We start from the raw sequence: 13802 nt of genomic DNA on the forward strand, positions 1-13802 counted from the left end.
AAATGTTATTTGAGGTCTTCGCAAGCAAAAAAAGAGCAGGAGAAGACCATCATACAGACAGTCTTACATCTTGCTTCTGCCCTATAACGCTAGCCGTGGGCCTGACCGGTGTCAACTCCAGCGCGGCAGCCCGGCTGGCGGCCGCATGGCGACGAGTGACCCGCCCCTCGAGCTGACGTCCTCAGAGTCTGGAAAGGGTCCGCCGGGCTGCGCAGGCGAGGGGATTATCCATCGCATCCTTCGCCTTCGAGGCGCGGAGAACCTGGCTCCAGGCTTCCGGCTCAGCCCGGGCGACGCATCAGGCTGATCGGCCGGCCGAGCCGCGCGATCCTGTCTTCGAGCATGGCCAGGTCCGGCGGCGTTAGTCGGCTTGTCTGGGCGCAAGCGTCGAGCGCCGCCGAGCGCGGGCCGGCGATCACGGCGCAAGCCAGGACAGAGCTTCCTGCCGGCAGCTCTGCGACCAGCTGCGGGAGCAGCGTCTTCGATGCGACGAGATTGGTGTTGGGCGGAGCGATCTGGGCCTTGCCGCTGCGCTGCATGCTCGGCGAGAGATCGAACAGCGCCGACAGGTCGGCAGGCGTCCGGATGATCGCCTCGCCAGGTGCCGCATGTAGCCCATCAGGTGGGCCCGGCGGACGCGGGACCGCAAAGCCACCTTCGACCGTGACGAGCCGGCGCGGCGTCGTGACGCGATGCGCCCGGACATGATGGTCGCCCTGCCAGTACATCCAGGTCTCGACCGCGACATCGTCGTAGGGGCGCCAGCGCGCGAACAGAAGGTCGCCAGCGAGCAGGGCCTCCTCGGTGTACTCGCGGAAGCGGTAATGCTGGCCGTCGATGCTGAAGCCGATCATGTTGTCGAGGACGGCTTCCGACAGGCGCAGCGGATCGCTCTCGATGCTGAAGCCGTAGCGCGCGGAATAGGCGAACTTCGCGTATTTCTGCGCCCCGAGGCGGGCCCAGCGATTGGTCGGCTCGGTCTGCTGGCCGCAGACCAGAGCGACGGCATCGCCGGGGGGATTGGCCACCACCATGCCGGCATGATGCAGCACTGCGGGCTCGGGTCGTGGCGGACAGGCTTCCTCTTGCGCAGCCCAGAACGGGTGCTCCTCCGGTAAGGCGAGCGGCAGGAAGGCCTTGAAGGCCCAGTAGGGCGATTGCGGCGAGTTGTAGCTTTCGCAGATGTGCAGGTCGGGATAGCCGTAGCCGATCGGCAGGATGCCGTCGCGCTCGGCCATCGGGCGCTGCGCCCACCAGCGCAGATTGCGCAGATAGAAGCCCTTGATCTGGCCCCAGGGCAGCGCCTCCTCACCGATCAAGGCGAGCGCGCCCCAGAAACCGGCGATGGCGAAGCGGTATGTCATCGAGCGCCCGAAGGCGAGAGCCGGACCATCATCGGCAAACCAGCGCGCGATGTCGGGCGCGATCAGCCGGGCCCGCTCGCGATAGGCGTCGGCCCGCTCGCCGCCCTGCAGCGCAGCGAGTAGCGGGCCGTAGAAGTGGAAGGCGAAGGGTATGTAGTGGTCGGCGCGCCGGACGTTGCCGTCGCTGTACCAGCCGTCGCCGAGATAGAACGCCTCGAGCTCCTGCGCATAGCGCTCGTCGAGCGAGCGGTCGTAGTCAGCGCCGACGCTGCCCAGCGCCATCCCGATCATCAGCCGAAAGAACTTCCAATTGTTGTCGGCGAAGTCGCAAGCATGGCCGCGGCGGAGATAGTCGGCGACCTGCGTCTGCGCACGAGCGTCGAGAGGCTCCCAAAGCTTGTCGGGAACCAGGCGCAGGGCAAAGCCGACCGCCGCGAGTTCGACCAGACGCTGGTCGACCTGGCCAGGCCAACCCCAGAATTCCGGATGATCGGGATCACAGCCATTGGCGAGGCCGCGTGCGATCGGCCCCCAGTCGATCCAGTCGGCACCGCCCGCCTGCGCCGGAGCCAGGCCCCAGAGTAGGCGGGCATAGCCTTCCATATCGGCCGGCGCCTGGTCGAAATGAGCGGCGGTGGCCGAGAGGCGCAGCCTTGCGCCACCGGCGGAGCGATAGCGCTCGACCGGCTCCGCCAGGGCGCGCAGCGCCTTCTCGACATCGGTGCGACTGCGCAGCGGATTGCCGGACCAGGGGCGGAAGAGCCCTTCCGGGAAGATGGTATCGCTCATGATCACCTGGCGCCGTCCAGCTCGTCCTCTCGAAGCGGAGCGCCGGCAGCGCTCCGCGATGGTCAGGCGTCGCGCTACGGCTTGATGATGCGCAAGGCGTCGGCGAGCAGCTGCTCGCCGGCCTTCGTCGGGCTGAGCTGTCCGAACGCGACCTTGTCGGCAATCGAACGGAAAGAACGCTCGTCGAACTCGGAGGTCCCGAGCGGATAGGGCGGCGGATAGGGGACGACCCGCCCCTCGATCGCCTTGAGGTAGTCGAGGACCTTGCGCTCCAGCGGGTCGATCGTCGGCGCGATTGCCGCCATGACATCGAGATTGACCGGCGCGCCGCGCTCGACCCCGAGCACCTTGCCCGCCTCGACGTCGTTGATGAAGAAGTCGATGAAGCGGGCGGCCAGCTCAGGCGACTTGGCCGTGCTCGCGATCGACCAGTGCAGACCCGGCCGGTAGAACAGGCCGGACGGCGTGGATTCGCTCTGGATCGGTAGCGACGTGATATCGAGCGGTGCTTTGGCAACCGCCTGATAGGCGGCCAGGAGATTGGAGTAGGACAGCGTCATGACGGCGTTGCCGCGCGCCATCTGGTTGCTGTCGACATTGGCCTTGTCGAGAGCCTGGACTTCGGCATTGGCGCAGCCGCCCGCCTTGGCGAGGGCGTCCCAATAGGCGAACCACTCGGCGCCGTCCTTGGCGTCGAAGCCCGGCCGGCCTTCCGGAGTGAAGATCAGCTTGCCGCGCTGGAGGAGCCAGGACTGGAAGGTCTGCATGTAGCGCGAGCAGTTCCCGACGGCCCAGACGTTCTTCTTGCCCATCGCCTTGGTCAGGTCGACGCAGAGCTTGGCGAACTGGTCCCAGGTCGTCGTGGCATTGGGCGGCGCAATCCCAGCCTCCTTGAACGGCTCGGAATGATAGAGCAGTGCGAAGGCGTTGAGCGACACGGGCATGCCCGAGACCTTGCCGTCGACCGTGCCGAGCGCCAGCACGCCGGGCGAGAGCCGGTCGGTCCGGATGATCTTGCCGAGATAGTCGTCGAGCGGCCTTGTGGCACCGCGGCGGCTGTAGTCGGGGAAGCGGCCGGGCTCGAGCTGGTAGATGTCGGGGGCATTGCCACCGGCGATCATGGTCGTCAGCTTCGACCAGTAGTCGGCGCCGCCGACCTCGCCATTGATCTTGACGCCGGCATTGGCAGCCTCGAACAGCCGGGCGGCGCCCAGCGTCCGCTCCGTACGGGTGGGCGTGCCCCACCAGTAGAGGCGCATGACCGTCTCGGCGGCCAGGGCGTTGAAGCCGGCGGCCGGGGCGAGGGCGGTGGCACCGAGCGCCAGGCCACCGCGCAGAGTGTCGCGTCTGCTGAGCATGTCTCTCTCTCCTCCCTGAATATTGTTGTTGTCGTCGTTGCTTCCGGGGTCAGCTGTTCAAGCGCAGTTCGTCCGTGCCGAAGAGATGGCAGCCTCCCGCCATGGCGCCGACCGGCAGGCTGTCGCCGGCGCTGATCCGGCGCTGCCCTTCGAGCACCACATTGAGCGCCTGGCCGTCGGCGAGCCGGCCATAGGCGATGGTCTGGCCGCCGAGCTGCTCGACATGGACGATTGCGAGCGTGCCGAGGTCGATCTCGGGCGCGCCGCCGGCCACCACATGTTCCGGCCGAACCCCAAGCGTCAGCGGCTCGCCGGCATCGAGGCCGCGCTGGGTGGACATGGCGAACCGGTTGGCGCCGAGCGCGATCATGGCGGCATCGCCGCTGCCGTTCGCAGCTGTGACGTCGAGAAAGTTCATCTTCGGCGAGCCGATGAAGCCTGCGACGAAGCGATTAGCCGGCTTGTTGTAGATGTCGAGCGGCGTGCCCTGCTGCTCGACGATGCCAGCCCGCAGCACCACGATCCGGTCGGCCAGCGTCATCGCTTCGACCTGGTCGTGCGTGACGTAGATCATGGTCGCGCCGATATCGGCATGAAGCTTGGCGATCTCGACCCGGGTCTGGACGCGCAGCTCTGCATCGAGATTGGAGAGCGGCTCGTCGAACAGGAAGATCTTCGGGTCGCGCACGATGGCACGGCCGATGGCGACGCGCTGGCGCTGGCCGCCCGAGAGTTGCCGCGGCTTGCGCTCCAGCAGCGGGCTGATCTGCAGGATCTCGGCGGCCTTGCGCACGCGCCTGTCGATCTCGGCCTTCGCCATCCGCGCCGTCTCGAGGCCGAACGACATGTTCTTGTAGACGCTCATATGCGGATAGAGCGCATAGGATTGGAAGACCATGGCGATGCCGCGCTGCGAGGCTGCGGTGTCGTTCATCCGGACGCCACCGATCGACAGTTCGCCGCCGGAGATCGGCTCGAGGCCGGCGATCATCCTGAGCAAAGTCGACTTGCCGCAGCCGGACGGGCCGACGAAGACCACGAACTCGCCGCTCGCGATCGAAAGGTCGACGCCACGGATGACCTCGACGGCGCCGAAGCGCTTCTGTACCTGCGTGAGCGATAGCATGGTCATCTCGGCTGTCGTCCGATGGGGCGAGGGGGGCGGGTCATCGCTTCATGCCAGTCGTGGCGATGCCCTCGATCAAGAGGCGCTGGAACATTAGGAACAGGATGAAGATCGGCAGGACGGTGAGCGTCGACATGGCGAAGAGCGCGCCCCAGTCCGATTGCCCGGCCGAGTCGACGAAGGTGCGCAGGCCGAGCTGGGCCGTGTATTTCTCGATGTCGTTCAGATAGATCAGCGGCGCGAAGAAATCGTCCCAGGTCCAGATGAAGGAGAACACCGCGGCGGTCGCCAGGACCGGCGTCGACAGCGGCAGGATCACCTTCAGGAAGATGCGCAGCGGCCCGCAGCCGTCCATGACCGCCGCCTCGTCGAGCTCGCGCGGGATGCCGCGGAAGAACTGCACCATCAGGAAGACGAAGAAGGCGTCGACGGCGAGGAATTTCGGGATCGTCAGCGGCAGGATGGTGTTCACCCAGCCGAGCTTCAGGAACATGATGTATTGCGGGATCAGCACGGCATGCTGCGGCAGCATCAGCGTGCCCAGCATCATCGCGAACCAGAAGCCCCGGCCCCGGAAGCGCAACCGCGTGAAGGCATAGGCCGCCATCGCGCAGGACATCACGTTGCCGATGACGACCAGAACCGAGATCAGCAGCGAATTGAGGAAGAGCTGGGCGAAGCCGACGCTCAGCCCGTTCCAGCCGCGGCGATAGGCGTCGAAGGTCGGGGCCTGCGGGATCAGCGAGGTCGAATGGAAGATCTCGGAGTCCGGTCTCAGCGAGCTCACCACCATCCAGAGCAGCGGATAGAGCAGCACGAAGGTCACGGCGAGGAGCAGCGCGTAGGCGAAGGCACGCCGCAAGGGTGAGGCGATCTCGGCCCCGCTCGCCGCGGCCGGAAGCGCGATGGCGGGAGCCCGGACCACCTCAGTCATCGTAATGTACCCAGTAGCGCGCCGACAGGAACGAGAGCGCGGTGAAGACCGCGATGATCAGCACCAGGATCCAGGCCAGCGCCGAGGCGTAGCCGAAGCGGAAATTCGTGAAGGCTTCCTGGTAGAGGTAGAGCGTGTAGAACAGCGTCGAGTCGATCGGGCCACCGGTGCCGTCGCTGATCACGAAGGCCGAGGTGAAAGCCTTGAAGGCGTCGATCGTCTGGATCACGGCGTTGAAGAAGATCACCGGCGTCAGCAGGGGCAGGGTGATCTTGAAGAACTGCCGGACGGGCTGGGCACCGTCGATGCTGGCCGCCTCGTAGATGTCCTGCGGAATCTGGCGTAAGCCCGCGAGGAAGATGATCATCGACGAGCCAAACTGCCATACCGCCAGCAGGACGAGCGTATAGAGCGAGGTGGACGGGTTCGCGATCCAGCTCGGGCCCTCATAGCCGAACAGCGCGTGCAGGGCCTGGTTGAGGAGCCCGTCTCCGGCGAAGACCTGGCGCCAGAGCACGGCGATTGCGACGCTGCCGCCGATCAGCGAGGGCAGGTAGAACACCGCCCGGAAGAAGGAGAGGCCGGTGAGGCCCTTGTTCAGGGCGACCGCCACGCCGAGAGCGAAGAGCAGCTTGAGCGGCACCGACAGCAGCACGAAGGTAAAGGTCACCGTCATCGCCGTGATGAAACGCGGATCGTCGGTGGCGATCCGGGTGTAATTCTCGATGCCGACCCAGTTCGGCGCCGACAGGCCGCTATAGTCGGTCAGCGACAGGTAGAAGGATGCGGCGACCGGGCCGAGCGTCAGCAGGAGGAAGCCTAGCAGCCACGGCAGCAGGAAGCCGTAGCCGGCGAGGTCGTCCCGCTGGACGGCGCGCGCATTCGCAGCTGCGGCGTTCGACATGGCTCCTCCCCAGGGCCTCGAATGTTGGTAAACGATAGGAAAGAAAAATATCTGCAGCAATAGAAATTTTCGTTATTGACGAAATTAATTTGTTGATGCGAAAAATGCACGTCCTAGGGAGGCGAGCGATGCGCATCGAGCCAAGCACCTATTTCTCGACGGTCGAGGCTGCCGCCGCCGCCAGGCGCGACACGCGGCCTTATCAGGAGGCGCTGGAGCGCTGTGTCGCCAAGCTGCGCCAGACGATGCCCGTGATCGGTTTGCGCAATCCCAAGATCGGCCTGCCCGACAACAGCTGGGTCTATTGCGGACCCTATGACTGGGTGGTCAGCTTCCAGGCGGGGCAGCTCTGGCTGGCGCTGCAGTTGACGGGGGATCCGGTCTTCCTCAACGCGGCGCGGGCGCGGCGGGCGGTGTTCCGCGGCATCCTCGCTCATCAGAATGCTCAGAACCACGATCTCGGCTTCCAGTTTTCGCTGAGCTGCGTCGCCGAATGGCTGATGACGGGAGACGGGGAGGCGCATGAGATGGCGCTTGCTGCGGCACGGCAGCTGGTCGCCCGCTACCGCCCGGACGGGCGCTACATCCAGGCCTGGAATGCCAGGCAGGTTCATTCCCAGCGCATGCAGGCCGAATTCGCCAATGGCCGGATCATCGCCGACACCATGCAGAATCTCGCATTGCTCTACTGGGCCCATCGCGAGACCGGCCGGGCGGATTTCCGCGAAGCGGCCGATGCCCATGCGCAGACCACGCTCGACCACATCGTCCGGCCGGACGACACCTCCTTCCATACCTTCGTCTTCGACATCGCCAGCGGCAAGCCGCTGCGCGGCGAGACTCATCAGGGCTATGCCGACGCTTCCTGCTGGTCACGCGGCCAGGCCTGGCTGATCCACGGCTTCGCGCAGTCGGCGCTGACAACGGGCAATCCGGCCTATGCCGAAGCGGCCCGGCGGCTCGCGGCCAAGGCCGAGGCGCTGATGGAGGAGGACGCCGTGCCGGCCTGGGATTTCGGCGCGCCGGACCAGCGCGGGACGCACCGCGACAGTTCGGCCGCCGCGGTCATGGCGGCGGGCGTCTATCTGCTGGCGGACCAATCCGAAGCGGGGGAGGCGGCCCGTTGGCGCGGTCTGGGCGACCGGCTGCTCGCCGGCCTGCTCGATCACTGCGACCTGACCCGTGATCCAAAGGCGCTCGGGCTCCTCGCCCACGGCGCCTCGCATGTCAGGGCCGGCTATGCCGATACGATGCTTCCCTATGGTGATTATTACTTTATGGAGGCGTTGATGCGCTCGCTCGGTCACGACCAGTTCTTCTGGTCGTGACGGGGCGCTCCATTCCCTGTCTCTCCCATTGCGGGAGCGGTCTGCAGAAGTGGCCCGGATGAGTGACGACGAGACCCTGGCGCCGACCCTGCGCGACATCGCCGATGCGGCGGGCGTCTCGGTCGCGTCCGTCTCCAAGGTGCTGAACAATCGCGGTGGCGTCAGCGACGAGAGCCGCCGCCGGATTCTCGGCCTGGCGGAGCAGCTGGGCTATCAGGGCAATCGCAGCGCTCGCTCGCTGCAGAAGGCCGGTGTCGACGGCGCGGTGCTCGTCATTCCGGCGGAGGCTTACTCGAACTCGCAGTTCTACGAGGGCGTCGTCCAGAGCGTCATCACCGAAGCTGCGGCGAACTCGCTGAAGCTCGATGTCCGGCTGACCTCGCATGCCGATGGCCGGGTCGTCGCCGAGCTGGACGAACTGCTCGCTGCCCGGCCGGGCGCCGTCATGGCTGTCGGCATGGACGACCCCGCGGTCATTGACCGACTCGTCACCTCGAAACTGCCGGCGGTGCTGGTCAACGGCATGGACCGGACGATGCGGCTCGATTGCGTGCTGCCCGACAACTGGAGCGCCGGCTGGCTGGCGACGCGCCGACTGCTGGAGGCCGGCCACCGGCACATCGTGCATGTGGCCTCGCGGCATCGCCTGTCGATGCAGCGCCGTCTCGAGGGCTTCAAGATGGCGCTGGAGGAGGCCGGGATCGAGTTCGACCCCGACAGGCACCTGATCGACCTGCTCCAGATGAAGGTCGAGCTGCCACAGGCGCAGCGCGCCATCAGGCAAGCCCTCCAGGACGGGAGGCTCGACGGCGTCACCGCCTTCTTCTGCGCGACCGATGTGGTCGCGCTCAGCGTCATGCAGGGGCTCCAGAGCGAAGGGGTCAGGGTTCCCGACGACATCTCCATCATCGGAATCGACGACATCTCGATCGCGACCAACAGCCGACCGCCTTTGACCACGATCCGGATCGATCGCGGCGAACTCGGGCGGCTCGGCGTGCAATCCCTGATGCGCCGCATCGCCGATCCGGAGGCCAGCGTCCTGCGCGTGAACATCGGCGTCAGGCTGATCGAGCGGGCGACCATCGGCCAGATCCCGCCCGCCGCTTAGCTCTGCCAGCCGGGATGTCGAAGCCGGCTGGTCGCATCCGTCGATATCGCCGGGCAGGGCAACTCGGCGAGTTTCCCTGTGTTCACAGTCGGCCTGCGATCGGCATGAGACTCCCAACCGCGCGGCTACGAATGCGATTCGCATAAGACATATTATGGAACTTTAACTGATACCCGGAAATCCCCGAGGAGCCGACCTGCCGTAGCTCGATCCGTATTCGGCCACCTCGATCGGCCCGAGGAAAACCACGGTCTCACAGTGGCTTGCCTGTCGTCTCTTGCTCCACCTGTGAGATTGGCGGCTTGAACATCGCATCGCCCGCCGCGCCATCGACGATCTGCGGCAGCAGCGCCGTCCAGGCTGTGATCAGCCCGCGATAATAGCCGGGCTCCGGACGCAGCACGGTCTGGACGCCCATGCCACGCACCAGGCAGAGCGTCAGGTTGAGGATGACCTGCGCCTGGTGCGGCGGACGCTTCGCCGGGTCGCAGAACACGCTCCAGATGCCGTCGAGCGCCTGATGGAAGCGCTTGACCACCGGGATCATCCGCTCGCGCAATTCCGGGTCGTTGCGAGCCTCGGTGATCATCTCCAGCGACAAATAGAAGAAGCGCCCGGAGAAAAGCTGCCAGAGGAATTCGACGAAGCCCTCGAGCGAACCTTGGCCGGCCTGGACCTCGTCGGCCACCGCCTTGATCTGGCGTGTGCCGTCCTCCAGCAATTCCTCCATCGCTGCCAGCACGAGATCGGCCCGTGCGGGGAAATGATGCAGCAGCGCACCGCGCGAGACATTGGCGCGCGCAGCGATGTCCTGAGTCGTGGCGGCGTGGTAGCCGACCTCGAAAATCTCGTCGAGCGTCGCCTCGATCAGGCGCTCGCGCGTCTCGACGCTGCGGATCTGCTGCCGGCGCTTCGTCTGTCGCATCGATGGGTCTCGTTCCAGCTCCAGCCCGGCGATGTGCAAGAGCTTATAAAAACAATCTTGCCTGCTTTTTTAATGCGATCAGGATGGGGGTCAACCGCATCTTGGAGCGTGGGAGGAAGCAGATGAGCGACGACTACAAGAACCGCAGCTATGGCGAGATTCCGGTCGGCTTCGGCAAGAAGCCGGGCATCGTCGTGGTCGATTTCCAGAAGGGCTTCACCGAGGCGCAATACCCGCTCGGCGGTGCGCCCTTGGTGATGCGGGCGCTCGAAAACACCGCCAGGCTGCTGGAGGTCGCGCGCCGCTACGGCGTGCCTGTCGCGACCTGCAACACCGCCTATATGAACGAGCGTGAGATGCCCTATTGGAAGATCACCGCCGTGCGCGAGACCTTCCGGCACGACCATCCCAGCGCCGAGCTCGACCCGCGCATCTATGACGCCGGTTACGACCTCAGGGTCTGCAAGAAGGGCCCGTCGATCTTCTTTGGCACTGGCGTCAGCGACTATTTCACCAAGGAACGCGTCGACACGGTGATCGTCACCGGCTGCAACACCAGCGGCTGCATCCGCGCGACCTCGATCGATGCCTTCAGCTACCGCTATCGCACCATCGTGCCGGAGGATTGCGTCGGCGACATCGAGGAGCAGCCGCACAAGGACAATTTGCGCGATCTCGGGCGCCGCTATGTCGACGTCTCCGACCTCAGGACGGTGCTCGCCCAGCTGGAGGACTGGCATCGCCAGAATGCCGACTAAGCGCCCTGCTCCGGCTAGCTCTCGATCGTCAGCTGCATGCCGTCGAACGCAGGTTCAATGTTCGCCGGCAAGCGCTTGGACAGGCTGGCATAATCGAGATCGACATGAAGGTTCGTCAGGATCGCGCGGCGCGGCTTCAGCTGGGCGATCGCTTCCAGTGACTGCTCCAGATTGAAATGGCTCGGATGCGGTGATTCACGCAGGCAGTCGAGCACCAGCATGTCGAGCCCGCTCATTGCCGGCAGCGATTCCGGCGGGATGGCGCTGACATCCGGCGCGTAAGCGAAACCGCCGAAGCGGAAGCCGAGCGCGTCATAGTTCGGGCCATGCTCGAGCCGGAACGGCAATGTCTCGATCGCGCCGCCGGGACCTTCGATCATGAGTGGCTCGCCGGCGGCGAGCGGCGCGAGATCGAGGATCGGCGGATAGAGGCTGCCCGGCGGCGTCTCGAACAGATAGGCGAAGCGCTGGCGCAGCGTCGCCCCGGTCACGGCATCGGCATGGACCGGGATGCGCTTGCGCATATGCAGGACGAGCGCGCGCAGATCGTCGATGCCATGGGTGTGGTCAGCATGATCGTGGCTGAACAGCGTGGCGTCGAGCCGGGTGACCTCGGCTGAGAGCAGCTGCTCGCGCAGGTCCGGCGTGGTGTCGATCAGCACGCTGGTCGTGCCGTCCGGGCTGCGACGTTCGACCAGGAGCGAACAGCGCCGCCGCCGGTTCTTCGGATTTGCCGGATCGCAGGCGCCCCAGCCGGAACCTGGCCGCGGCACGCCGCCGGATGAACCGCAGCCGAGGATGGTGACGGTCAGGCCCATGTGGCGCGGCTTATCTCAAGCGACCCGCGCCACGGGCGCTGCGTGGTCCATTTTCCAGTAGCAGCGCCGGGCGTTGTCCGTGGTGATCCTCGCGATCTCATCGAAAGACACGCCCTTGACCTCGGCCAGGACCTTCGCGGTTTCAACGACATAGGATGGTTCGTTGCGCTTGCCGCGATAGGGCGCGGGAGCAAGGTAGGGCGCGTCGGTCTCGACCAGCAGATGCTCCAGCGGGATGTCGCGGGCGATATCGCGCAGCGCCTGCGAGGTCTTGAAGGTCAGGATCCCGGAGAAGGAGACGTAGAGCCCAAGCTCGACGCCGGTGCGGGCCAGCATCTCGCCAGCGGTGAAGCAGTGCAGGATGGCGGGGAAGGTGCCCTTCCCCATCTCCTCGCGCAGGATCGCCGCCATGTCCTCGTCGGCCTCGCGCGAATGGATCACCAGCGGCAGCTGGGTTTCGCGCGCCGCGGCGATGTGCGTGCGCAGGCCCTGCTCCTGCGCCGCGCGCGGGCTCTTGTCGTAGTGGTAGTCGAGCCCGGCCTCGCCAATGGCGACGCAGCGCGGATGGCGCGACAGCGCGACCAGCTGTTCGGCAGTGACGTCAAGTTCCTCATGGGCGCCGTGCGGATGCGTGCCGACCGTGCACCAGACCGACGGGAAACGCTCGGCCAGCGCTGCATAGGTCGCAAAGCGCGCGACTCTCGTCGAGATCGTCACCATCCGGCCGACGCCGGCCGCTTCGGCGCGGCCGACATAAGCTCCGATATCCTCGGCGAAATCCGGGAAATCGAGATGGCAGTGCGTATCGATCAGCATCAGGCTGCCTCGCCGCCTTCTGGCTCGACATAGCGCGGGAAGATCGCGCTCGGCGCCGGCAGCGCCGTGCCCGAAGTCAGGCGGCCGGCCTCGCCGAGCGACGCGAAGCTCCGCGCCTCGGCTGGAACCGCCAGCAAATCGAGCAGCCTGGCCATGGCCTGCGGCATGACCGGCTGGGTCAGGATCGCGATCTGCCGGATCGCCTCGATCGTGACGTAGAGCACGGTATCACGCCGGGCCGGATTGCTCTTGGAAAGCTTCCACGGCTCGTTGTTGGCGAAATAGCGGTTGGCTTCGGCGACCACGGCCCAGATGTCCGCCAGGACGACATGCAGGGCGAAATCCTGCATGGCGGTGCGCGTCTTCGTCAGCAGCCCGTCTGCCTGCGCCAGCATGGCGCGATCGGCTTCGGTCAGCGTGCCGGCCGGCGGCACCCTGCCCTCGCAGTTCTTGGCGATCATCGACAGCGAGCGCTGCGCCAGATTGCCGAGGTCGTTGGCGAGATCGGCGTTGATGCGGCCGACGATCGCCTCGTGGCTGTAATTGCCGTCCTGGCCGAAGGAGACCTCGCGCAGGAAGAAGTAGCGCAACTGGTCGACGCCGTAGATATCGGCGAGCGCGAACGGGTCGACGACATTGCCGACCGATTTCGACATTTTGGCGCCCTTGTTCAGCAGGAAGCCATGACCGAAGACGCGCTTCGGCAGCGGCAGGCCCGCCGACATCAGGAAAGCCGGCCAGTAGACCGTGTGGAAGCGCACGATGTCCTTGCCGATGATGTGGACATCGGCCGGCCAGTAGTGCCAGCGAGGATCGCTCTCGTCCGGGAAGCCGCAGCCGGTGACGTAGTTGTTGAGCGCGTCGACCCAGACATACATCACATGCTTCGGATCGCCCGGGACCGGCAGCCCCCAGTCGAAGGTGGTGCGGCTGATCGAAAGGTCCTCGAGGCCACCCTGGACGAAGGAGACGATCTCGTTGCGGCGCGTCTCCGGCGAAACGAAGTCCGGCACGTCGCGATAGAGCGCGAGCAGCTTGTCCTGGTAGGACTTCAGGCGGAAGAAATAGCTCTCCTCCTCGACCCATTCGACCGGCGTGCCCTGCCCGCCCAGGCGCGTGCCGTCGGGCTGGAGGGTGGTCTCCTCCTCGCCGTAGAAGGCCTCGTCCCGGACCGAATACCAGCCGGAATACTTGGCGAGATAGATGTCGCCATTGGCCTCCATCCGGCGCCAGAGCTCCTGCGTCGAGGGCAGGTGGTCGGCGTCGGTGGTGCGGATGAAGCGGTCGAAGGAGCAGCCGAGCCGCTGTTCCATCTCCTGGAAGCGGGTAGCCAGGCCGTCGACGAAATCCTTCGGCGAGAGCCCGCTCTGCGCAGCGGTGCGCTGAACCTTCTGGCCGTGCTCGTCGGTGCCGGTCATGGCGAAGACGTCATAGCCGTCGAGGCGCTTGAAGCGGGCGATCGCGTCGGCAGCCACCATCTCATAGGCGTGGCCGATATGCGGCGGGCCGTTGGTGTAGTGGATCGCGGTCGTCAGGTAGAACTTCGGGGCCGAGGCCATGGTCTGTCCGGT

At 65.9% G+C, this 13802-nt stretch carries 12 protein-coding genes; 3 read left to right on the forward strand and 9 right to left on the reverse strand.

Annotation, left to right across the window (positions count from 1 at the left end):
• Window positions 1–281 precede the first annotated feature (281 nt).
• The 5 genes from AC07O0_RS07525 to AC07O0_RS07545 all read right to left on the reverse strand — a co-directional run bounded on the left by AC07O0_RS07525 (window position 282) and on the right by AC07O0_RS07545 (window position 6475).
• Entirely contained in the window at window positions 282–2153 is a 1872-nt protein-coding gene (locus AC07O0_RS07525) for a DUF2264 domain-containing protein (protein ID WP_494621529.1), read from the reverse strand.
• A gap of 74 nt (window positions 2154–2227) precedes the next feature.
• The gene (locus AC07O0_RS07530) at window positions 2228–3511 is read right to left on the reverse strand and encodes an ABC transporter substrate-binding protein (RefSeq protein WP_494621531.1); all 1284 of its coding nucleotides are present in this window, start codon (window positions 3509–3511) and stop codon (window positions 2228–2230) included.
• Window positions 3512–3560: 49 nt separating this feature from the next.
• Window positions 3561–4643: an ABC transporter ATP-binding protein gene (locus tag AC07O0_RS07535; RefSeq protein ID WP_494621533.1), complete on the reverse strand. Its 1083-nt coding sequence runs from the start codon at window positions 4641–4643 to the stop codon at window positions 3561–3563.
• A gap of 34 nt (window positions 4644–4677) precedes the next feature.
• Window positions 4678–5430, reverse strand: coding sequence for a carbohydrate ABC transporter permease (locus tag AC07O0_RS07540; RefSeq protein ID WP_494622367.1), 753 nt, complete (start codon window positions 5428–5430; stop codon window positions 4678–4680).
• A gap of 133 nt (window positions 5431–5563) precedes the next feature.
• The gene (locus tag AC07O0_RS07545) at window positions 5564–6475 is read right to left on the reverse strand and encodes a carbohydrate ABC transporter permease (RefSeq protein ID WP_494621535.1); all 912 of its coding nucleotides are present in this window, start codon (window positions 6473–6475) and stop codon (window positions 5564–5566) included.
• Window positions 6476–6603: 128 nt separating this feature from the next.
• Between AC07O0_RS07545 and AC07O0_RS07550 the strand changes: the two genes are divergently transcribed.
• Together AC07O0_RS07550 and AC07O0_RS07555 are read left to right on the forward strand one after the other, a co-directional pair.
• A complete protein-coding gene (locus tag AC07O0_RS07550) occupies window positions 6604–7803 on the forward strand; it encodes a hypothetical protein (RefSeq protein WP_494621537.1) in 1200 nt (399 codons plus the stop codon).
• Window positions 7804–7861: 58 nt separating this feature from the next.
• Window positions 7862–8914, forward strand: coding sequence for a LacI family DNA-binding transcriptional regulator (locus tag AC07O0_RS07555; protein WP_494621539.1), 1053 nt, complete (start codon window positions 7862–7864; stop codon window positions 8912–8914).
• Window positions 8915–9167: 253 nt separating this feature from the next.
• Here the strand turns inward: AC07O0_RS07555 and AC07O0_RS07560 are convergent, their stop codons facing one another.
• Window positions 9168–9839, reverse strand: coding sequence for a TetR/AcrR family transcriptional regulator (locus AC07O0_RS07560; protein ID WP_494621541.1), 672 nt, complete (start codon window positions 9837–9839; stop codon window positions 9168–9170).
• A gap of 122 nt (window positions 9840–9961) precedes the next feature.
• Here AC07O0_RS07560 and AC07O0_RS07565 point away from each other — a divergent pair, with 122 nt between their 5' ends.
• Window positions 9962–10597: an isochorismatase family protein gene (locus tag AC07O0_RS07565; protein WP_494621543.1), complete on the forward strand. Its 636-nt coding sequence runs from the start codon at window positions 9962–9964 to the stop codon at window positions 10595–10597.
• 14 nt (window positions 10598–10611) lie between these two features.
• Here the strand turns inward: AC07O0_RS07565 and AC07O0_RS07570 are convergent, their stop codons facing one another.
• The 3 genes from AC07O0_RS07570 to metG are packed head-to-tail and all read right to left on the reverse strand — an operon-like array spanning window position 10612 to window position 13790.
• Complete coding sequence (locus tag AC07O0_RS07570) at window positions 10612–11415, reverse strand: MBL fold metallo-hydrolase (RefSeq protein WP_494621546.1); 804 nt, start codon at window positions 11413–11415, stop codon at window positions 10612–10614.
• A 15-nt stretch (window positions 11416–11430) separates the two neighbouring features.
• Entirely contained in the window at window positions 11431–12231 is an 801-nt protein-coding gene (locus tag AC07O0_RS07575; protein WP_494621548.1) for a TatD family hydrolase, read from the reverse strand.
• The gene (gene metG / locus AC07O0_RS07580; protein WP_494621550.1) at window positions 12231–13790 is read right to left on the reverse strand and encodes a methionine--tRNA ligase; all 1560 of its coding nucleotides are present in this window, start codon (window positions 13788–13790) and stop codon (window positions 12231–12233) included. Before metG ends, AC07O0_RS07575 begins: the two co-directional genes overlap by 1 nt.
• Window positions 13791–13802: the final 12 nt, after the last annotated feature.

Source organism: Allobosea sp. GW821-FHT10B12 (assembly GCF_059415545.1).

Coding starts and splice junctions, on each gene's coding strand:
- metG (WP_494621550.1), bottom strand. CDS start 13,790: ATGGCCTCGGCCCCGAAGTTCTACCTGACGACCGCGATCCACTACACC.
- AC07O0_RS07545 (WP_494621535.1), bottom strand. CDS start 6,475: ATGTCGAACGCCGCAGCTGCGAATGCGCGCGCCGTCCAGCGGGACGAC.
- AC07O0_RS07575 (WP_494621548.1), bottom strand. CDS start 12,231: ATGCTGATCGATACGCACTGCCATCTCGATTTCCCGGATTTCGCCGAG.
- AC07O0_RS07535 (WP_494621533.1), bottom strand. CDS start 4,643: ATGACCATGCTATCGCTCACGCAGGTACAGAAGCGCTTCGGCGCCGTC.
- AC07O0_RS07540 (WP_494622367.1), bottom strand. CDS start 5,430: ATGGTGGTGAGCTCGCTGAGACCGGACTCCGAGATCTTCCATTCGACC.
- AC07O0_RS07560 (WP_494621541.1), bottom strand. CDS start 9,839: ATGCGACAGACGAAGCGCCGGCAGCAGATCCGCAGCGTCGAGACGCGC.
- AC07O0_RS07550 (WP_494621537.1), top strand. CDS start 6,604: ATGCGCATCGAGCCAAGCACCTATTTCTCGACGGTCGAGGCTGCCGCC.
- AC07O0_RS07570 (WP_494621546.1), bottom strand. CDS start 11,415: ATGGGCCTGACCGTCACCATCCTCGGCTGCGGTTCATCCGGCGGCGTG.
- AC07O0_RS07555 (WP_494621539.1), top strand. CDS start 7,862: ATGAGTGACGACGAGACCCTGGCGCCGACCCTGCGCGACATCGCCGAT.
- AC07O0_RS07565 (WP_494621543.1), top strand. CDS start 9,962: ATGAGCGACGACTACAAGAACCGCAGCTATGGCGAGATTCCGGTCGGC.
- AC07O0_RS07530 (WP_494621531.1), bottom strand. CDS start 3,511: ATGCTCAGCAGACGCGACACTCTGCGCGGTGGCCTGGCGCTCGGTGCC.
- AC07O0_RS07525 (WP_494621529.1), bottom strand. CDS start 2,153: ATGAGCGATACCATCTTCCCGGAAGGGCTCTTCCGCCCCTGGTCCGGC.